A 20,947-nucleotide genomic window follows, 5' to 3' on the forward strand; every position below is an offset into this window, starting at 1 on the left:
TATACATTTTAAGTTAAGTGATGTTTTTTTTGTGAAACTTAGTAAAAACTTTAATAAACCTTGTGTTACTTTTTAACAACAACCAGAATCCGGTGTACAACATGAAGTTTCCTTTTGCTTCCACTCGCCTATTTTAACTTTCAACTTTTCTGGTGGAATTCCACAATTATCTTTGGCCAAACAATCGGTTAGCTTTGACTTTAATTGAAAGTTCGTTCCGTCAAAATCCAAACCGAATTTTCCAATTGTTGTTGCAATTTGATATTCTACTTCTATTTCTAAATCAGGAATTTGCAATTTGGCTTCCGATAATTCAATAATGTGAACCAATTTTTCAGGATGCAATCGGTGATCATAATCGTTGGCTTCCCAAAGTTGGAAATTTACAACTTCTTCAGTACGAACTACGCCACCACAATCGATGAAGTGTTTTGTTATTTTCCCTACTTCAGTTACATGAAAGTGATTTGGAACCAATTCGCCATTCGGCAATTGAAAAGCAATCTGAGTCAAGTTTTTTAATTGATTTTTTATTTCTGATAGTTTCATTTTTTAGATTTTTAGATTATTGGATTTTTAGACATCTTAGATATTTTTGATTTCATAGACTGATTAGATTGTAGAATATTAGTAGTCTTGTTTTAACAATCTAAGCAAGGCTATGCTAACAACATTTATTCTTTAATTTGTGTCGAATGATGCCAAAATGATTTTCTATTGTATCAATGGTTTCCGGATTTATACAATAACAAATGGCTGTTCCTTCAATTGTTCCTTTGATGATGTTAGCGTTTTTCAATTCCTTTAAATGTTGGGAAATAGTAGGTTGTGCTAAGGGTAACTCATTTACAATATCACCACAAATACAACTATCTACAGATAATAAATAATCAACAATTGCAATTCTAGCTGGATGCGAAAGTGCTTTGAATAGCGTTGCCATTTGGTTGTGTTTTTCTGAAAATGATTCTGATTTAGATGCTCCCATTTTTATAAAAATTATTATATTGCAATATTACAATAAAACAATAATACAACAACTACATTTTGTGTTAAATTTATACTACAAATCAAACTTCTCAATTCCGAAATAATTTCATACTTTTGAAATCTTAAAAATTAATAATTATGGCATCAATAACATTAGGCGGAAACCCAATAAATACAAATGGTTCATTACCGCAAGTAGGTTCAAAAGCAAACGATTTTCAATTAGTAAAAAGCGATTTATCTGTAGCAACATTAGCTGATTTTGCAGGAAGTAAATTGGTTTTAAACATTTTTCCAAGCATTGATACAGGAACTTGTGCTACATCTGTAAGGACTTTTAACGCAAAAGCAAGTGCTTTAGAAAATACAAAAGTGTTATGTATTTCAAGAGATTTACCTTTTGCTCAAAAACGTTTTTGTGGAGCTGAAGGTCTTGAAAATGTTATCAATCTATCTGATTTTAAAGAAGGAAGCTTTGGAAAAAATTATGGTTTAGAAATTGTTGATGGTCCATTGGCTGGATTACATTCGAGAGTTGTAATCGTTTTAGATGAAAACGGAATCGTTAAACATGCTGAACAAGTAGCAGAAATTGCTGACGAACCTAACTACGAAGCCGCTTTAGCATCTTTATAAAATGGAGTTTGAAAGAGATAAAACATTCTTAACAGGAAGGTTTAAAAGTATGGGCTTTGCCTTTAAAGGTGCCGTCAAATTAATCAGTACAGAACACAGTGTAATGGTTCAAAGTTGTTTAGCAGTAGTAATGATTATTGCTGGTTTTTACTTTGAAATTTCTCACGAAGAATGGTTAATTCAAACTTTAGCTATTGGATTAGTTCTTGGAATAGAAGGATTGAACACTGCTGTAGAAAAAGTAGCCGATTTTATCCATCCAGAATACCACGAACGTATTGGTTTTATTAAAGATATTGCAGCTGGAGCTGTGTTTTTTGCAGCCATGACAGCTATTGCCATTGGATGCATTATTTATATTCCAAAATTTTAATTGATTACAACATAAAATTTCTATTTTTATACCAACTATTTAATTTCGAATGGCAAAACAAGTAAAAAAAGAAAATACAAAATCTGACGAACTAGGAGAAAAACTTCCTTGGAAAATAAAAAGACAATACAAAGTAGTTTTTGGTTGTCTTTTAGTGCTTTTATCCATAGGATTGTTAGTCGCATTCATTTCGTTTTTCATGTATGGACAAGAAGATCAAAGTGTTGTCACTGCTTTATCTGACAGAAATAAACCTGCAGAAAATTGGTTGGGAAAAGTAGGCGCATTTCTATCGGACTTCTTTATTTATAAAGGTTTTGGAGCAGCATCGTTTCTTTTTGTAAAATTATTTTTTATTACTGGCGCTTTTTTGGTTTTGGATTTGCCTTTAAAGAAATTAAAATCAACTTGGTTTTGGGATTTATTTGCCATCATCATCTTATCTATCCTTTTTGGATTTTTTGCTAATTCCATTCCTGAGCTTGGTGGAACAATTGGTTATGAAATGAATCAATTTTTTCAAGATTACATCGGAAAAATTGGTACATTCTTAGTCTTAGTTTTTGGTTTAGTGATTTATCTATTATTCAAAATAAAAATATCTCCAGATAGCATAAAAATGTTCTTTGAGAAAAAGAAAAAAGAATTTAAAGAAGATATTGATGCTATGAAATCAAAACCTTCCGAAGATACATCTGGCGCATACAACTTAGAAGAATATGCAGTTGAAGAAGCAAAAGATGAACTAGATGAAGCTTTTGAAGAACCGTATTTAAAACCAACAACATCACAATTTGAAGTTAATAAAGAAGCGTTAAAACCTACAATTTCAAGTTATTCAGAAATTGAATTGGAACCAACTTTAAAAACGGAACCAAAGGTTACTCCTACTACTAATCCGAGTCTAGAAATTGAACAACCTGTTGTTACTAAACCTGAACCTGCAAAAGAAATCATTACTACTAATGACGAAGCTTTCGTAATTGAAAAAGCACCAGACGAAGATACTGTTGAGGAAAATTTAGCAGCAAAATTAGTAGCTGATTTTGGTTTATTCGATCCTAAACTAGAATTATCTAATTATAAATTTCCAACGATTGATTTGTTAAAAGAATACACCTCTGTTGGAATCACTATCAATCAAGAAGAATTAGAGGAAAATAAAAATCGTATTGTTGAAACTTTAAGGAATTACGGAATTACAATTTCTCAAATTAAAGCAACTGTTGGTCCATCTGTAACCTTATATGAAATTGTTCCTGATGCTGGAATTCGTATTTCAAAAATTAAAAGTTTGGAAGACGATATTGCGTTGTCACTTGCCGCATTAGGTATTCGTATCATCGCTCCTATTCCAGGAAAAGGAACTATTGGTATTGAAGTTCCAAACAAGAATCCAACGATGGTTCCGATGAAAACGGTTATCGCTTCGGCTAAATTTCAAGAAGCAGAAATGGAATTACCAATTGCTTTAGGAAAAACAATTTCTAACGAAACTTTTGTATTTGATTTGGCTAAAATGCCTCACCTTTTAATGGCTGGAGCAACTGGACAAGGAAAATCGGTTGGTTTAAATGCTGTTTTAACTTCGTTACTTTACAAAAAACATCCTGCAGAAGTGAAGTTTGTTTTAGTCGACCCAAAGAAAGTGGAATTAACGCTTTTTAATAAAATTGAAAGACATTATTTAGCCAAATTACCAGATTCTGAAGACGCCATTATTACCGATAATAGCAAAGTAATCAATACATTAAATTCTCTTTGTATTGAAATGGACAACCGTTATTCTTTATTGAAAGATGCGATGGTTAGAAACATTAAAGAATACAACGAGAAATTTAAACAACGAAAATTAAATCCTGAAAACGGACACCAATTTTTACCTTATATTGTATTAGTGGTCGATGAGTTCGCTGATTTAATTATGACTGCTGGAAAAGAAGTAGAAACACCTATTGCTCGTTTAGCACAATTAGCACGTGCTATTGGGATTCATTTAATTATTGCCACACAAAGACCTTCGGTTAATGTAATTACAGGTATGATTAAGGCGAATTTCCCTGCTAGAATTGCCTTTAGAGTAACCTCAAAAATTGATTCAAGAACGATATTAGATTCTGGTGGCGCAGATCAATTGATTGGTCGTGGAGATTTATTATTTTCTAACGGAAATGATTTACTACGTGTGCAATGTGCTTTTGTGGATACACCTGAAGTTGAACGAATTGTAGATTATATTGGTGCTCAAAAAGCGTATGCAAGTGCTTTCATGCTTCCGGAATATGTTGGCGAAGAAAGTAGCATGAAATTAGACATTGATATTTCTGAAAGAGATTCCATGTTTAGAGATGCTGCAGAAATAATTGTGACTGCGCAACAAGGTTCGGCATCATTATTGCAAAGAAAATTGAAACTGGGTTACAATCGTGCTGGAAGACTGATAGATCAACTAGAAGCAGCTGGAATTGTAGGACCATTTGAAGGTAGCAAAGCAAGAAGTGTAAACATTCCTGACTTGGTTTCCTTAGAGCAATTTTTAAACAATGAACAAAACAATAATTAAAATGAAAAAAATTCTTTCCATTGCACTACTACTTTTTGTTGGTATAACAGCTAACGCACAAGATAAAAAGGCAAAAGAACTTTTAGACGATGTAACGGCAAAAATTAAAAGTTACAAGAACATCGTTATCGATTTTAAATATACTTTGAACAATTCTAAAGAAAATATTAACCAAGAAAGTAAAGGAAATGTAACTTTAGAGGGAAATAAATATGTGTTGAATTTTATGGGCGTAACTAAAATTTACGACGGAAAAAAATCATATACCATTAGTCCTGAAGACGAAGAAGTAACAGTTTCAAGCGTTAATGATAAAGACGAAAAAGCAATTACTCCAGCAAAAATGTTGACTTTTTTTAACTCCGGTTATAAATATTCAATGGATATTGTTCAAAATGTAAAAGGAAGAAAAATCCAATTTGTAAAATTAATTCCTAATAACGCAAAAGACCAAAGAAAAGAAGTTTTGTTAGGTATTGATATTCAGACGAAACATATTTACAATTTGATTGAAGTTGGAAAAAATGGTACAAAAACGACTTTGACTGTTAATTCTTTTAAAACAAATCAGCCTATCTCAAAAAATCAATTTACATTTGTAGCTAGTAAATATCCCAACTACTACATCAATAAATTAGATTAATCTTTGTGAAAATATTAGATAAGTATTTATTAAAAACCTTCTTGATTACATTTACTACGGTATTTGTAATCTTGTTTTTTATATTCATATTACAAACCGTTTGGTTATTTATTTCTGAACTTGCAGGTAAAGATTTAGATTTTATTCTTATTGTAAAATTCCTTTTGTTTGCCATGCCAAGGATTGTTCCTCTGGTTCTTCCACTTTCCGTTTTATTAGCGTCCATCATGACTTTTGGTTCATTAGCTGAAAACTATGAATTTGCTGCAATGAAATCTTCAGGAATTTCTTTGCAAAGAGCTATGCGAAGCTTAACCGTTTTTATCTTATTATTAACTGTTGTCGCTTTTGTGTTTGCCAATAATGTTATTCCGTATGCAGAATATAAATTCATCAATTTCAGAAGAAATATTGCTCAAGTAAAACCAGCGATGGCTATAGCTGAAGGACAATTTAGTGAAATTGGAAACTATACTATAAAAGTTGACAAAAAATCGGGAGAAAATGGTAACCTACTTGAAGGTGTTATAATTCACATCAAAGCACCTAATGGCGAAGGAAATAAAACAGTTATCAAAGCTAAAAGAGGCGAATTAATTAGTAGTGAAGCTTCAAATAATTTAAAGTTGGTTCTTTTTGATGGAAATTATTATGAAGATGTAATTCCGAAAAAATTTGAAGAAAGAAACAAAATGCCTTTCGCAAAAGCTACTTTCAAAAAAGATGTAATCAATATTGATTTATCAAAATTAAATACAAACGTAGAAACAGGCGAAATTGCTAATACAAACACCATGTTAAATATTGGTGAACTTAGTTATACTATCGATTCTTTAAATACAAGTTACAATAAAGATATTAAATCGTTTAGCGATAATATTTACCAACGAATTACTATCAATACTAACAATACACCTAAAGCAACTTCCGTTTTAGATAGCATAACTACTCCGAGTAAAGAAAAAATTTCTAATAATTTACTTTCCAATTTAAATCCGTCAACGAAACAAAAAATAGTAAAACAAGCATTTTCAGCAGTTGAAAGTACTACCTTTTCTATTGAAAGTTCAAAATATGAAATGGACGAAAAGCTTAAAAACATTAACGGACATTGGATTGCTTTGTACGATAAATTTGTTATTGCTTTTTCGTGTATTTTGATGTTTTTCATTGGAGCACCATTAGGAGCAATAATTCGAAAAGGAGGTTTGGGATTGCCAATTGTCTTTGCTGTTGCCATATTCATCGTATTTCACTTTATAAATACTTTTGGTAAAAAAGTAGCACAAGAAAATGGTATCACACCGTTTTTAGGAACATGGATGTCCACTATGGTGCTTAGTCCACTTGCTATCTTTTTAACCTACAGAGCTACAAACGACATTGGAGCAGCCATAAATCTTGATGGAATTATTGTTCCAATTCAAAAGTTTTTGGCCAAATTTGAAACTAAAAAAGAGGTTAAGCAATCTAAAGCAATTATTGATTTAAACAATTATAAGATTATTGAAGATGAAGAGTTTAACACACTTAAAGGATATTCAAATGAGGTTTTAACTAAGATTGTTAAAAACTCTGAGCAGTTCAATTATTCTTATGATTATCGTGCCAAAGCCATAAAAATTTTAGATGACCGAGGCATTTCTCAAGAACAACTTCTAGCCGAAAATAATTTTGAAAACATAGACTACAATAAATTTCAAGAAAATGTATCTTCATACTATTCTTCTGCAAAAGTTACTTTATTATTGTATCTAATTGCCATCATAACTTCATTAGTAATGAATAACAATCCATCACTTTGGTTTTTTATATTATTTGGAATTAGTGCTGTATTATTTTATACTTCATTATACCAATCTCAGAAAAAAATTGATGAAATTGGAGATGCTATTGGACGTAAAATTGAACCCGGAATTTCACTTGCTTTTCTTGTAGGATTACCATTTTTCATCTTTATTTATTTGTACAACCATAAAGTACTTAAAGAAGCCATTGCCGAATTTCGTTCTTAAATCGATATTAAAAATATAACTATGTCAAACCATATACAACTCAACACCATAGAAGAAGCCATTGAAGACATTCGAAATGGAAAGGTCATCATTGTTGTTGATGATGAGGATAGAGAAAATGAAGGTGATTTTTTAGCTGCAGCCGAAAAAGTAACTCCTGAAATGATTAACTTTATGGCTACACATGGTCGTGGCTTGATTTGCGCTCCACTCACAGAAAGTCGTTGTAAAGAATTAGGTTTACATGCTATGGTTAGCAACAATACTGATCCAATGGAAACTGCCTTCACTGTTTCTGTAGATTTGAAAGGAAATGGTGTTACTACAGGTATTTCAGCATCAGACAGAGCTAAAACTATCCTTTCCTTAGTAGATGAAAATACAAAACCACACGATTTAGCACGTCCAGGACACATTTTTCCACTTGTCGCAAAGCAAGGTGGCGTTTTGAGAAGAACAGGACATACCGAAGCTGCAATTGATTTTGCAAGATTAGCAGGATTCAAATCGGCTGGTGTAATTGTGGAAATCATGAACGATGATGGAACAATGGCACGATTACCTCAATTGGTTGAAGTAGCTAAGAAATTTGATTTAAAATTAGTTTCTATTGAAGCATTAGTTGCTTACAGAATGCAACACGATAGTTTAATTGTTAAAAAAGAGGATTTTGATATAGAAACTCGTTTTGGAACATTTAGACTAAGAGCATACATTCAAACAACAAATAAGCAAGTACACATTGCTTTAACGAAGGGAACTTGGAATGCAGATGAACCTATTCTTACTAGAATTAATTCTTCACAAGTTAACAATGATTTATTAGGAACACTTACTAATAATGCAGAACAACAACTTGATGATATGTTTAAAGTAATTAATGAAGAAGGACGAGGTGCTGTTATATTTATAAATCAAGACATGCAATCTGTAAGTTTATTAAGTAGAATTACTGAATTAAAAACATTACAAAGTCAGGGAATAATGAAAGCTCCAAAAATAATTATAGATTCAAAAGACTTTGGAATTGGAGCCCAAATTTTACATGATATTGACATTTCTAAAATACGATTGGTTTCAAATACTGAGCAAACTAAGCGTGTTGGAATGATTGGATATGGTTTAGAAATTACAGAATATGTAAATTATTAAAATAAAAATATTTTTTTTCTTTCATAACGCATAGAAAATGAAACGATTAGTTTTTATAATAAAAATTAATCGTTTTTTTGTTTAAAAACTATTTGGAAAACAAAAAAAGGTTACTATATTTGCATCCGCAATACGGAAGTATTGAGATTTATTGGAGAAATGGCAGAGCGGTCGAATGCGGCAGTCTTGAAAACTGTTGACTGTAACAGGTCCGGGGGTTCGAATCCCTCTTTCTCCGCAAAATACTTTTTAAAGTACTTCAAAACCCCTTAAATCTTATGATTTTCGGGGTTTTTTGTTTTAATCCCCTATCAAAACATTCATTAATTCGCAATACTAAAGGGGCACAATTCGGGGCACAAAGCATTCAATAAAAATTGTGCCCCTATCTGATTGTTAAGCCCAGTATTTACAGCCAGTTCAGAAAATGAACATCTTGTACCGATTTGACTTTTTAACTAAATTATTACTAATTAAAAGGTCACCAAAATGGAAGCAACAATCACAAATCTTTTTTATCTAAAAAGAGCAAAAGCCAATGTAGACGGACTAGTTCCGATTTATCACAGAACGACAATCAACGGAAAACGCCTCGACAAGAGCACCGGAAAATACATTGATCCTACCAAATGGTCAACAGAAGCAGGCAGAATGAAAGGTAATTCAGAGGAAGCTAGAACAATAAATAGCCACCTCGATTCACTGATTGCAAAAAATTCTAGTATTGAAAAAAAATTAATTGCAGTTGATAAGGATATTACAGCCGAAGTTTTTAATAATGTTCTGACTGGTAAAACTGAAAAGCAGCGAACACTGGTACCTATTTTTCAAAATCATAATGATCAAATAGAAGCTTTAGTAAAAACTGAGGAATATTCTCCAGGAACATTAGAACGCTACAAAACGTCGCTTAGCCATACAAAAGAGTTCATGAAATGGAAGTTCAATATTTCAGATATTAATATAAAGGATATTGACTTGGCGTTTATAACAGATTATGATTTTTACTTGCGAACTGAACGTGGATGCAGCAACAATACGACTGTAAAATACATTAAAAACTTCAAAAAGATAATTCAAATATGCTTGGATAATAGATGGATTATCGAAAATCCATTTGTAAAGTACAAAGGAAAAATCAAGGAAGTGGATAGAGATTTTTTAACTGAAAGCGAAATCGAAACAATTTACAATAAGAAGTTTCATTGTGAAAGATTGATTCAAGTTCGCGATATTTTCATTTTCTGTTGTTTCACCGGACTAGCTTACATAGATGTAAAACAATTGACTTCCGATCACATAGGAATTGGTATAGATGGCAACAAATGGATTTTTAAAAACCGACAAAAAACAGATACCAGTTCAAAAATCCCTTTACTTCCTATTCCGGAACAAATTATGGCAAAGTACGCATCACATCCAAAGTGTTTAAATGAAGAAACAATCTTACCTGTTTTGAGCAATCAAAAGATGAACAGCTATCTCAAAGAAATTGGTGATGTTTGCGGCATTAAAACCGAATTAACTTTCCACCTTGCCCGACATTCATTTGCAACCTCTATAACACTTACAAATGGTGTTCCTATCGAAAGCGTAAGCAAAATGCTTGGACACACAAATATTAGAACAACACAACACTATGCAAAAGTCGTAGATAGAAAAGTAAGTGACGATATGGCTATTCTCAAACAAAAACTAGCACCTCAGCTGATAGCGAAAAGTTCATAAAACAAACTTTATAAATAGTAAAAGCATTGCACTACCAGCAATGCTTTTTTTATTAAAAATACATCCAAAACAAGGTGTTTAATTCCCGAATGGAACACTATACTTCTTGATTTATAAACTTCGATAGTATAGTTTTGTCAACATTTCCCAACTTCCTTTCTGGCAATCATTCACTTATATAGTCATGGATAATCAACAAAACCAACAGCGAATTAAAAGCTTGTACAAAATGCTTTTAGAAATGGCAACCGGAAATCTAGCATTTCGGGTAGAGCTAAATGGTAGTGGAGATGAGCTAGATCAATTGGCAACAATGTTGAATGATGTAGCAGAGAAAATGCAAAACATAATTTCGAAATACGAATTCAAAAATCAACCGTATGATTACAATACAAGTCAAAATACGACCAAACAATCCGATGCCGAACTAATCCAAAAAGTCATTGACTACATTCATAATCACTTAGAAGAACCTTTGCCAACCACCAAAGAACTTTCAAAAATGTTCGGCACCAATGAGTTCACATTAAAAGACAGCTTTCGCACTATTGTAAAAACGAGCATCTATCAATTTTACAATGAGGAGCGACTAAAGAAAGCGCATTTTCTTATCGAGAAAACAATAATCCCATTAAAAGAGATTGCATTGATATGCGGATTCAATGATTATCCCAACTTCTACAAAGCATTTAAAAAACGCTACAAGTATCCGCCCAGCGAACTTCAAAGAGAAAAAGAAAACAACAATCAATAAAAGTATTCCATTTTTTGCAAACACATATTCCCGAAATGAAATAAGATAATGGTTTCATTAATAGAATTTTACACTACCAATTCTAGCAAACCATGAAAATAAAGGTCACCAATCTTAAATCAATTCTTGTAGAAATAATAAGTATTTTACTAATGGTACTTTTTGTTTACTCAGCACTCAGCAAACTTCTAGAATTTCAAAACTTCCAAGCCCAATTGGGACAATCGCCACTAATTAGTGCATATACCGGATTTGTTTCCTATTCGGTTTTAATAGTTGAATTACTAATCGCTATACTTCTTGCAATCCCAAAATCAAGATATATTGCCTTGTTAGCTTCTTTTGGATTGATGCTGATGTTCACAGCTTACATAATAGTTATCCTTAATTATTCTTCATTTGTGCCTTGCTCTTGTGGTGGTATATTAGAAAAATTGGGATGGAAAGAACACCTTATTTTCAATATAGCTTTTACAATTCTGGCGGCAATAGCATCACTACTTATAGTAAACAATAGATCCAAAACAATTATAAAATTGATGATAATTGCTATAATCGGTTTTGCTTTAATAGTAACGCTGTACATCTATTCCGAACAAAAAATGCACCAAGAAAACCCATTCATCAGAAGATTTATTCAAGGTGCAGCTACCCAAACAGCCGAAGCCGAATTAACCAATAATTTCAAATACTACGCAGGTACAGACGGCAAAACCATTTATTTCGGAGACAGTCAAGCACCATTACACATCATCGCTTACGACACCATTTTAAAAACCAAGCGTCACTATAAAATACAACTGGAACGCGAGAACTTTCCTTTTGTTTCCGTACAAGTCCGAATTGCACCGCCTTATTTTTTTCTAATGGATGGAACAGTACCAGTAATCTACAAAGGCAAAATATCCGATTGGAAAGCAAAACTTATAATGTATGACAACAACTATTATTTTTCAAAAGCAGAAATCATTGCTCCAGATAAAGTTGCATTTCGAGCCCAACAGCTCAAAACGCTCTATAACATTTTAGGAACCTTTACTTTCAAAGACAGCTTACAAGTCAACTATGCACCTCAGCTATTACAAAAACAAATTGACGGCTTTTTTGATACCGATGGTACGATGCAGTTCGACAAACAATCTCAAAAATTTATCTACACGTATTATTACAGAAATCAATTCATCATTACCGATAGCAACCTCAACCTAATCCGTCGCGGAAATACCATAGACACCACGACCAAAGCCAAACTCAAGGTAGTGCACATTAAAGAAACAGGGCAACGAAAAACAGCATCACTTCCGCCAACTGTAAACAAACTAACAGCCATTTCAAATAAGTTGCTATTTGTAAATTCAAAATTAATCGGGCGATACGAACCCAAAGAAATGTGGAAACAAGCTTCAATTGTAGATGTCTACAACATCGAAAAGAACACTTACTTATCAAGCATCTACATTTACGATATAAACAAAACCAAGTTGAAAGAAATGTTTGTGATTGACAACAATCTCTACGCAATAATCGGACATCGTTTACACAAATACGAATTAAATAAAAAACATTTCAACAACAAATAACAACATAAAAATCTATTCTGATCAGTAGCAGGAACGAGACTGAAAACCTGTAAAAAAGAGTAAGTCAAAAAAATAATTAAAATTCTATTACCATGAAAAATGTTTTAAAAGTGATCTTGCCAGTATTGGCATTCACATTGGCAAGTGCAGGAGCAGTTAGCTCAAAAAATGCTAAAGTTAAAGAAGCAAAAAAGGCAGTTGCTATCATTGGATTTATACAAAATCCATCAATTGCAAATTGTCTTCAAGTTACGGTGGATTGTACTCCAACCACTACAGCCCAAAACTGTATGTCTAGTGAGGCAACTCCAAGACGTGTTTGGCATAAAAATGCTGCAAATGCTTGTAGTGTAAACTTGTACAAAGTACTGTAAACAAGTAACTTTTAAGTATGCAGTTTTCTTTAATAGAAAACTGCATACTTTTATCTTTACTCTTCTAAATCAGATTTCATCCATGATGCTTTTGGCTTACCTTTTAAATAATGACCAAACCAATCATTCATCTTTCTTAGTAAATCTTCTTGGTTTTTTGGATCTTGAAAAATATGACCTTCGTTATCATAGGCCAACATAACGTGTTCTTTTTTTAAACGTCGTAAAGCAGCATAAAAAGTTTCAGCTTGTCTAGACTGTACGGTTTCATCAATTTTACCAGCCCAAGTCAATAGCGGAGTAGTTATTTTACTTGCATTAAGCAAAGGTGAATTGCTGTGATATGCTTCTTGATTATCATAAAACGAAAATCCCATTCGATATTGCTGATTTTCGTAGCGCCATGCGTCAATATTTGTGTACAATGTATTGATTGTAAAGTAATGCTGTAAATTATCCGATATAGCCGCACCACTTATGGCAGTGGCAAACAAATCTGTTTGTGTAATGATAAAATTGGTTTCATATCCGCCAAAAGATTGACCTGTTAGTCCAATTTTCTTTGCATCAGCTACACCCATTTCAATAACCTTTTTAGTAGCTGCTGTAACACAATCAACAGCTGACATAGCCACATTTCCTTTTTCAAATGATATATCAGGCAACAATACAGCATAACCATTAGTGGTTAAATTAGCAATATTAAAGCCAATACCATTATGCAAACTTGGATATTTAAACTCATGAAGATATTTCGAAAAGGATTCATAAATAAATACTACCATCGGATACTTTTTACTCGCATCATAATCCGCAGGATAATACAAAATGCCTTTCAGTGGTGTACCTTTACTATCGCTGTAATAAATCATTTCCGATTTTCCCCAATGATACTTTTTTTGATGCTCATTACTTCGTACTACTTCTTTTTCTTTTCCAGTAGTACAGTAAACTAAAGTTGGCGACAAATCAAATCGTTGCTTAACACAAATAAAAGAAGTACCATTTTTTGATTTTGTGAATTTTGTAACCATAGCATCTGCAATTACAAGAGGCTTTGCTTTTTGATTAGGTTTCAATGTAAAAAAACCATACGCACCACGCTGTAAATTATAGGAAGTCAGGACAACTTCTTTTGATAAATCATAAATAGTTGTCCCAGAATCAGAATAATTAAACTGCTCTATATTTGATACAGCAGACGTATCAAATCGAAATCGTATGTTTTTTTCTTTGCCATTAGTCAGTCGTTTCCGTTCCTTGCCATTAGGTGATATCGCCCAAATATCATGGTAATCGTAACACAAAATAAATTTGCCATCTTTCGACCAATCTGTCTGACCCCAAACGCGAAGTTCGGTTCCTGGATCATTAATCCAGTTATCCCAACTAACGTTCAATCCATGAGTAATGTTTGCATGTGATTTTTTCACAATATCATAAACCCACCAATCGCTATTTTTGTAGTAAGTAATATGCCTACCATCAGGTGAAAAATCCAATTGACTATCAATCCCAGACTGCTGTTCCAATAGCAACTCTTTGCTTCCTGTTCTAATATCCATCAAATAAAAATCCTTATCCGAATTTAATTTATACTGAGGCTCATATTGATCCACATCCGCAACAAGAGCATAATCTTGACTACCATTCAAAGCAACCCATTTTTGTCGCTCCGAACTTATGGGTTGTACAAGTCCTTCTTTTGGAAACCATACTGCCAAAAATTGTGGATACCCTACATTCGCTCTCAACTTTCGTTCACGATAAAGCAACTGGTCTTTGGCATGCCATACCTCAACACCGCTAGAATATCCAGTAGTATCTTTGGCTACAACATTCGTTATTCCAAAAAATACCTTTTTACCATCACGAGACACTTTCAACTCAATAGTTTGATCAGTAGCAATTTTCATTTGCGACGGAAGAATAGCATCAGAAGAATTCAATGTAAATAACTTATTGGTAACAAAATCATAATAATACACTGCTTCATTGCCTCTTTCAACACCATAAAAAGCAACTGATTTGCCATTGTTATGCCACATGAAAACTTCAAAAATTTGTAACGTTGGTTTCAAAATTTGTTGCTTACTAAATGTGTTTTTAAAACTCAAACAACTAACAGAACCAATACCATTATTGGAAGTCGTATAAACCAACTTAGTTTTATCACTATTCCATTCATACTTTGTGACGTTTTCAATCCGCTCAATAACGGTTTCACTCTTTCTAATGACTAGCGTACTAGCGTTCTCCAAAGTAACCAAATAAAGTCCATCTACAGAATAGTCATATCGACTAACATTCGGTAATAACTTTTCAGTACCATTTTTCAAATCAAACACTACTAATCCTTCTTTTTTGATAAAGGCAAAGCTTTTTTCTCCAATAAATTGACCTATACGTAAATTAGGAAAAACAAACTTTTTATTTGTTTTAGTATGAACCACAAAAGTAGTATCTACATCATTCTCATAAGAAAACCGATAACTAACCCAATTACCATGGTCAGACAGTTGCTCACTTCCCATTCGATGCCACAAACCATAATCGGCTTCGGTCAAATGCTTCTTAGTTAGCACCTGTCCCATTACAGGACAGGGAACTAACCCAACTAAAATCATGGCGATCACACCACAAAACGTTGGTAAATAAGTGAACTTCATTAATAACCCGGATTTTGTGTTAAGTTCGGATTAGCCAATAATTCCGTTTCTGGGATTGGCCAATGAACATCAGTACTATTCCAACCCAGTTTTACAATCGGCAAAACAGTATTCAAAGTACCGTTGCGCTTCAAATCAAAAAAGCGATGTCCATATTCCGTAAACAATTCAAAACGGCGTTCTTGCTGAACAGCCTCAATAATTTCCGCTTGAGTGTTAGCTGTTGTATTCGGCATTCCAGCCAAATTACGCACCATATCCAAATCTTGTTTGGCATTACTCAATTCGCCTTGTCGTGCACGTGCCTCAGCACGAATTAAATATTGTTCCGCCAATCGAAACACTATAGAATACTCAACAGAAGTTCCGGTATTCGTATTTTGCTTGTATTTATTCGCATGATACCAAGTGTTGGTTCCATCCGTTACACTGGCAATCCAATGACTTTTTCTAAGGTCATCATTGGCAAATGAATTATACAATTCTTCACGCAATCCAATAAACGGCGGCGGTCCAGTCTGAAACACAAATACCGAAGCTTCATCAGAGTTGTTTCCAACCAAGTTGGGAGAAAATTGCCAAATCGTAGCCGTACAATCCTTCAAGAATACCTTATCGATATCCGTTTCCCAAACGTACTCACCATTATTCAAAACAGCCGAAGCAGCATTCGAAGCTTCAGCCCAATTCCCATTATACAAATACACGCGTGCCAACAAAGCCGATGCAGTCGAACGATTAGGACGAACGCGTTCTGGCGCAACATAAGCTTCAGGCAATAATGCAATAGCTTCATTCAAATCGGCAATAATGTTAGTATAAACTTCATTTGTTGGCATTCTACTAACCAGTCGGTTCACCTCATAATCAGTAGTAGTGATATAGGGCACATCACCATACAAATTCACCAAATAAGAATGTACCAAAGCCCTAACAAATAATGCTTCTCCAATAAACTGATTTTTATCAGCAGTCGAAAGTCCAGTAGAGTTCTCACAACCATAAATCACAGCATTAGCAGAATAAATCTGCTGGTAACTTTCATTCCACAGCTGCGATGCCATCGATGTAGTCGCAAGCATCGTATTGTTAAAAATAAACGAAGTGTTGTCATCAGTAGCACCATAATAAGTGAGTTCATCTGCATACAATCCCAAACAAACGCCAGAGCCATTAGCATTTCCTGCTATCATTCCTGTATCACGTAGTTTAGCATAAATAGAAATCAGTGCAGCATTTGCGGTGGTTCTATCCTCAAAAACAGTCACTCCGGTTAGTTGTGAATTGGGCGTTTCAACATCCACAAAACTATCACAGCCTACTAAATTCAATAGTAGTAGTGTATTCATTAGTAGTATTTTAAATTTATTCATAGTCATATAAATTAAGATTATAAAGTCAGTTTTACACCTGCCGAATACACTTTCAGCGGTGGCAAGTAATTACTAAACTTAAATTCGGGATCGCCGTTAGAATAATTAGTAAAAGTCAATAAATTTTGACCTTGCAAATACAATTGACAACGAATACCTCTTTTCTTTTCCAAAGGCAAATCATACGTCAACGATAGGTTTTTCAAACGCACATACGAAGCATCTTCAATGTTTCCAGTACTTTGAGCATAGCGAAAATAGCCATTAATAATGTCGCCATTTACGCCACTTGTAAGCGGCTGTTGTCCTTCCGCAGTACTCACACTGGCCAACTGATTAACCGCCGTTCCAGGAACACCAGGAGTAGGTCCAAAGGCTTCTTGCTTCACAAACTGAAATAGAAAATCCAAGTTGAAATTTTTATACTTAATCTGATTTTGCAAACCGCCAAAAAATTCGGGACTCAAATCAGCAATTTTAGTTCTATCACCTATCGAAGTAATCACACCATCACCATTCACATCTTCAAACTCATAAACACCAGTAGTTGGGTTCATGCCAATATAATTATAAACCTTAATGATATTGATCGGTTGACCCACTACAAAACGATTAGCATTCGTAGAACTTTCCAATCCGGGATAAGAAACCAATTTGTTTCTACTAGCCGAAATATTAAAATTAGTAGTCCATTCAAAATCTTTGCGCTGAAAATTCACAGTTCGTAGTGTAAACTCCAATCCACTATTTTGTACCGTAGCATCAAGATTAGCATTCAAGGAAGCAAAACCAGTTGTTCCTGGCAACGGAATGCCAACCAACTGATTAGACGAACGATTAAAGAAATAGGCAGCAGTCAAAAACAATCGGTCTTTCAGAAAACCACTTTCCAACGCCACTTCAAATTTCCGATTCGTTTCCCATCCAAACTCGGGATTAAACAAACGTATTGGTTGCAATCCAATCAATCCTTGATACGTGCTACTCGAAGAGGCATAAGTATCCAAAAACTGATAATCGCCAATCTGATCATTACCAGTCGTTCCATAACTCGTGCGCAATTTTCCAAAACTCAACACCGAATTATCTTTCAAAAAGTTCTCATTCGAAAAAATCCAAGCCGCACCAACAGCACCAAAAGTCGCAAACTGCTTTCCAGGTCCAAATCGGCTCGAACCATCACGGCGACCAGTAATATTCACAATATAACGCTCATTCCAATTATAGTTGATTCGGGCAAAAAAGGCTTGATATTTATAAATCGTTTCATCACTCAAGTCAATAGTTTTAATAGATGCCGAAGCCAAATCATGAATCAAACTATTACTCGAAAATCCAAATCCATTCATAAACAATCGATTGGTTTTCTGTTGCTGAAACGTACTTCCAACCAAAGCTTCTACTTTTCCTTTTCCAAGAGTGGTAGTCCAATTCAATTGAGGCTCAACAATCCAAGTGCTTCTATCGGTCTGACTAACACTCAATCCCGAAAACTCACTTCCCAATCCAAAAGCCGGATTATACAACGTATGCGGTTGCGTTCTACTCTCAATACTCTTCAAATCCGAATAACCAAAACTAGATTTAGCTTGAAAGTTTTTCAAAATCTGATAAGACAAAACCGTATTCGCAGTCAAGTCTTTTATATTCGAATCAAATTCCGACAACAGAGCAGCCAACGGATTATCCCAAGTACTGTTCTCCCAATTCAAGTTCCCATCAGCATCATATAATGCTGGTGCATTAGGTGCCAAGGTTCTCGATACCGCAGTCAAATCAGTAGCGGGTTGATTATTCTTTTGGGCAGTATAATTAGCCGAAAACACCAACTTAAACTTGTCATCATCCGAAGTATGATTCATGTTAAAATGCGCAGCACCTTTGTTATATTGAAAATCACCAGGAAAAACAGTCGTTTCCGTTCTATAATTCCCACTCAATAAATACTGCGTTTTAGCACTTCCACCAGAAACCGAAGCCTGCAAATTGTTAACCTCAGCAGTACCACCAATAAACTCCTTTTGCCAATCCGTATAGCGGTTGGCATCCCATGTGCCATTCACATCATAAGCAAAATCGGGATAAACACTAATACCATCATTAGCAAATGCCTGTTGGCGCATCGCTATATACTGTTGTGTATTCATCAATTTCGGAGTGCGAGTAACACTACCAACACTCGTTGAACCATTCACGGTAAAAGTCGTTTTCCCTGCCTTTCCTTTTTTAGTAGTAATCAATACCACACCATTAGCACCACGACTACCATATATCGCCGTAGCATCAGCATCTTTGAGCACCTCAATACTCTCAATATCACTCGGATTAATTGAATTCAACGGACTGGTCAAACTCGGTGCCGTTCCACTAGTAGCAATAGAACCTATCGTTTCCGACGAATACGGAACACCATCTATAATATAAAGCGGTTGGTTACCATCAGCACGCAAACTATTAGTACCTCTAATTTTAATACTAAAAGCACCACCCGGACTTCCACTATCCTGCACAATATCCACACCGGCCATACGTCCTTGCATAGCCGCAAGCACATTTGTGACAGGCTGTTTATCTATATCTTTAGAAGTAATCTTTGATATACTCCCAGTACGTTCCTTATCTTTTACGTTATAATACCCAGCATTCACAACCACTTCCTTCAAAGTAGTCGCATCTTCTTGCATAGTCACATTAATAACACTGCCAACTGCTACTGTGACTGCGACTTCCTTATATCCTATAAAACTGAAAACAAGCACATCGCCTTCAATAGCATCTATAGTAAACCGACCATCGACATCTGTTATAGTGCTAACTGATTTTCCTTTAATAGAAACAGTAACACCAGGCAATACACCATTGGCATCACTCACAGTTCCTTTAATTTGTTGTTGTGTTGTCTGAACAGCATCCATTGAATACTGACCACTGAGCACTGAATACTCAAGAATTGCTTCTTGCTTCTTTTCTCCCGAAGCAAACGTCATTTGAAAACAAAGACAGCATACCATAATAATACACCTATCCTTGTACAATGAAAATTTATTCATAATTTTGGTTGAGTTAAATGAAACATTAGTTTTGTTTGTCCAGTCCTCTAGTGAGTTTGCCGACCAGCTAGAGGGCTTTTTTTTGTCATTGCGAGGAGGCACGACGCGGCAATCTCGTCATACCAATTTGAGCTTGCCGAATTGAAGCAATCCCATCCCATTTGAAGTTTAGTTTGTCATTGCAATGAGTTACTAAGTGGCAATACCTCATTGCGAGGCACGAAGCAATCCCATCATTTTTTCATAGGCACACAGTTTTAAAAGTTAATAAAACAACTGCGATGCTTGCTTTCAGCAATACTTTAAATCAATGAGTAAACCAATTTTGTAGAATAAAAAAAGGCATGGAACTCAGCTTATTGACTTTGAGGTACTGGTATACCCTGCAACAATAAGTGAGCCCACACCCGAGAGCGTGAGCATCTTACTTATCATCTCGTTGCAAAAATTACCAGTTTTCAAAGTCGAGATTCAAAGCGAATGCTTCAATATTGTATATGAAGAATCGCAAATGTATTTAAAATTCTAGATTATGCCAATTTTATTAGGCCATCTTGAACTTTGCGAATATAATAAAAAAATGTTTTTGTTATAAGTTCTTATAACATTTTTATTCTAAAAAATTACGCTTTTTGTTCAAATTGATTAAACAATGGATAAAATACGTGATAAAAACTTAGTCCAATTTGGACAACATGTAAAAAAAATACGTGAGAGTCTAAACTTAAGTCAAGATCAAGTTGCAGCCAATAGCAATTTAACTAAAAGTAATATTAGCATGATTGAAAGTGGTAAAAGAAATCTTGCTTTTACAACATTAATTGAATTAGCTAAAGGATTGGGTAAAACTCCAAAAGAACTACTTGATTTTAAGTTTGACTTAGATGAATAGATTATCTTAAACAATTAATACTATTAAAGATGCTTCGGCATCTTTTTTTATTCAAAAAACTTAAAAATATAGTATTCAATTCCGGAATCACACACTACACTTCTTGCAATTATCCCAATTTGCACATAGGTTTGCGGTTTAATCAAATCAAAAAC

The 20,947-nt window shown here is 34.1% G+C and carries 15 protein-coding genes, 1 tRNA gene and 1 pseudogene; 12 read left to right on the forward strand and 5 right to left on the reverse strand.

What is annotated here, in order from left to right; all coding sequences use genetic code 11:
* Positions 1–72: 72 nt before the first annotated feature.
* Together Q0049_RS05320 and Q0049_RS05325 are read right to left on the reverse strand one after the other, a co-directional pair.
* Positions 73–549 (reverse strand): DUF6428 family protein, encoded by a 477-nt coding sequence (locus Q0049_RS05320; RefSeq protein WP_298117362.1) that lies wholly within the window; start codon positions 547–549, stop codon positions 73–75.
* Between the two features lie 115 nt (positions 550–664).
* Entirely contained in the window at positions 665–988 is a 324-nt protein-coding gene (locus Q0049_RS05325) for a helix-turn-helix transcriptional regulator (protein WP_298117366.1), read from the reverse strand.
* A gap of 140 nt (positions 989–1,128) precedes the next feature.
* Here Q0049_RS05325 and tpx point away from each other — a divergent pair, with 140 nt between their 5' ends.
* The 11 genes and pseudogenes from tpx (at position 1,129) to Q0049_RS05380 (ending at position 12,808) form a co-directional block, all read left to right on the forward strand.
* A complete protein-coding gene (tpx, locus tag Q0049_RS05330; RefSeq protein ID WP_298117368.1) occupies positions 1,129–1,626 on the forward strand; it encodes a thiol peroxidase in 498 nt (165 codons plus the stop codon).
* A gap of 1 nt (position 1,627) precedes the next feature.
* On the forward strand, positions 1,628–1,999 hold the full coding sequence (locus tag Q0049_RS05335; RefSeq protein ID WP_298117370.1) for a diacylglycerol kinase: 372 nt from the start codon (positions 1,628–1,630) through the stop codon (positions 1,997–1,999).
* A 49-nt stretch (positions 2,000–2,048) separates the two neighbouring features.
* Complete coding sequence (locus Q0049_RS05340) at positions 2,049–4,562, forward strand: DNA translocase FtsK (RefSeq protein WP_298117372.1); 2,514 nt, start codon at positions 2,049–2,051, stop codon at positions 4,560–4,562.
* A gap of 1 nt (position 4,563) precedes the next feature.
* Positions 4,564–5,205, forward strand: a complete 642-nt coding sequence (locus Q0049_RS05345) for an outer membrane lipoprotein carrier protein LolA (protein ID WP_298117374.1) — start codon at positions 4,564–4,566, stop codon at positions 5,203–5,205.
* Positions 5,206–5,210: 5 nt separating this feature from the next.
* Positions 5,211–6,632, forward strand: a pseudogene (locus Q0049_RS05350) (LptF/LptG family permease); the annotation flags it as partial.
* A 609-nt stretch (positions 6,633–7,241) separates the two neighbouring features.
* Positions 7,242–8,372, forward strand: a complete 1,131-nt coding sequence (gene ribB, locus Q0049_RS05355) for a 3,4-dihydroxy-2-butanone-4-phosphate synthase (RefSeq protein ID WP_298117376.1) — start codon at positions 7,242–7,244, stop codon at positions 8,370–8,372.
* Positions 8,373–8,525: 153 nt separating this feature from the next.
* Positions 8,526–8,610 (forward strand) — tRNA-Ser (locus Q0049_RS05360).
* A 251-nt stretch (positions 8,611–8,861) separates the two neighbouring features.
* Positions 8,862–10,100, forward strand: coding sequence for a site-specific integrase (locus tag Q0049_RS05365; RefSeq protein WP_298117378.1), 1,239 nt, complete (start codon positions 8,862–8,864; stop codon positions 10,098–10,100).
* Positions 10,101–10,284: 184 nt separating this feature from the next.
* On the forward strand, positions 10,285–10,854 hold the full coding sequence (locus Q0049_RS05370; protein WP_298117380.1) for a helix-turn-helix domain-containing protein: 570 nt from the start codon (positions 10,285–10,287) through the stop codon (positions 10,852–10,854).
* Between the two features lie 92 nt (positions 10,855–10,946).
* Positions 10,947–12,434, forward strand: coding sequence for a MauE/DoxX family redox-associated membrane protein (locus tag Q0049_RS05375; protein WP_298117382.1), 1,488 nt, complete (start codon positions 10,947–10,949; stop codon positions 12,432–12,434).
* Positions 12,435–12,526: 92 nt separating this feature from the next.
* Positions 12,527–12,808 (forward strand): DUF6520 family protein, encoded by a 282-nt coding sequence (locus tag Q0049_RS05380; protein ID WP_298117384.1) that lies wholly within the window; start codon positions 12,527–12,529, stop codon positions 12,806–12,808.
* A 56-nt stretch (positions 12,809–12,864) separates the two neighbouring features.
* Here the strand turns inward: Q0049_RS05380 and Q0049_RS05385 are convergent, their stop codons facing one another.
* Genes Q0049_RS05385 through Q0049_RS05395 form a run of 3 tightly spaced genes read right to left on the reverse strand, consistent with a single transcriptional unit; the run spans position 12,865 to position 19,837 of the window.
* Entirely contained in the window at positions 12,865–15,477 is a 2,613-nt protein-coding gene (locus tag Q0049_RS05385; RefSeq protein WP_298117387.1) for a prolyl oligopeptidase family serine peptidase, read from the reverse strand.
* Entirely contained in the window at positions 15,477–16,826 is a 1,350-nt protein-coding gene (locus Q0049_RS05390; RefSeq protein ID WP_298117389.1) for a RagB/SusD family nutrient uptake outer membrane protein, read from the reverse strand. The genes Q0049_RS05385 and Q0049_RS05390 overlap by 1 nt, the downstream gene beginning before the upstream one ends.
* A gap of 41 nt (positions 16,827–16,867) precedes the next feature.
* A complete protein-coding gene (locus Q0049_RS05395; RefSeq protein WP_298117391.1) occupies positions 16,868–19,837 on the reverse strand; it encodes a TonB-dependent receptor in 2,970 nt (989 codons plus the stop codon).
* Between the two features lie 715 nt (positions 19,838–20,552).
* Between Q0049_RS05395 and Q0049_RS05400 the strand changes: the two genes are divergently transcribed.
* Positions 20,553–20,792 (forward strand): helix-turn-helix transcriptional regulator, encoded by a 240-nt coding sequence (locus tag Q0049_RS05400; RefSeq protein ID WP_298117393.1) that lies wholly within the window; start codon positions 20,553–20,555, stop codon positions 20,790–20,792.
* Positions 20,793–20,947: the final 155 nt, after the last annotated feature.

The organism is Flavobacterium sp., from assembly GCF_027484205.1.
Taxonomy (GTDB): domain Bacteria; phylum Bacteroidota; class Bacteroidia; order Flavobacteriales; family Flavobacteriaceae; genus Flavobacterium.

Excerpts from the sequence above, each read along its gene's own strand:
- Q0049_RS05340 (WP_298117372.1), top strand. The coding sequence starts at position 2,049 with ATGGCAAAACAAGTAAAAAAAGAAAATACAAAATCTGACGAACTAGGA.
- Q0049_RS05395 (WP_298117391.1), bottom strand. The coding sequence starts at position 19,837 with ATGACGTTTGCTTCGGGAGAAAAGAAGCAAGAAGCAATTCTTGAGTAT.
- Q0049_RS05335 (WP_298117370.1), top strand. The coding sequence starts at position 1,628 with ATGGAGTTTGAAAGAGATAAAACATTCTTAACAGGAAGGTTTAAAAGT.
- Q0049_RS05375 (WP_298117382.1), top strand. The coding sequence starts at position 10,947 with ATGAAAATAAAGGTCACCAATCTTAAATCAATTCTTGTAGAAATAATA.
- Q0049_RS05390 (WP_298117389.1), bottom strand. The coding sequence starts at position 16,826 with ATGAATACACTACTACTATTGAATTTAGTAGGCTGTGATAGTTTTGTG.
- Q0049_RS05365 (WP_298117378.1), top strand. The coding sequence starts at position 8,862 with ATGGAAGCAACAATCACAAATCTTTTTTATCTAAAAAGAGCAAAAGCC.
- Q0049_RS05380 (WP_298117384.1), top strand. The coding sequence starts at position 12,527 with ATGAAAAATGTTTTAAAAGTGATCTTGCCAGTATTGGCATTCACATTG.
- Q0049_RS05370 (WP_298117380.1), top strand. The coding sequence starts at position 10,285 with ATGGATAATCAACAAAACCAACAGCGAATTAAAAGCTTGTACAAAATG.
- Q0049_RS05400 (WP_298117393.1), top strand. The coding sequence starts at position 20,553 with ATGGATAAAATACGTGATAAAAACTTAGTCCAATTTGGACAACATGTA.
- Q0049_RS05345 (WP_298117374.1), top strand. The coding sequence starts at position 4,564 with ATGAAAAAAATTCTTTCCATTGCACTACTACTTTTTGTTGGTATAACA.
- Q0049_RS05325 (WP_298117366.1), bottom strand. The coding sequence starts at position 988 with ATGGGAGCATCTAAATCAGAATCATTTTCAGAAAAACACAACCAAATG.
- Q0049_RS05320 (WP_298117362.1), bottom strand. The coding sequence starts at position 549 with ATGAAACTATCAGAAATAAAAAATCAATTAAAAAACTTGACTCAGATT.
- ribB (WP_298117376.1), top strand. The coding sequence starts at position 7,242 with ATGTCAAACCATATACAACTCAACACCATAGAAGAAGCCATTGAAGAC.
- Q0049_RS05385 (WP_298117387.1), bottom strand. The coding sequence starts at position 15,477 with ATGAAGTTCACTTATTTACCAACGTTTTGTGGTGTGATCGCCATGATT.
- tpx (WP_298117368.1), top strand. The coding sequence starts at position 1,129 with ATGGCATCAATAACATTAGGCGGAAACCCAATAAATACAAATGGTTCA.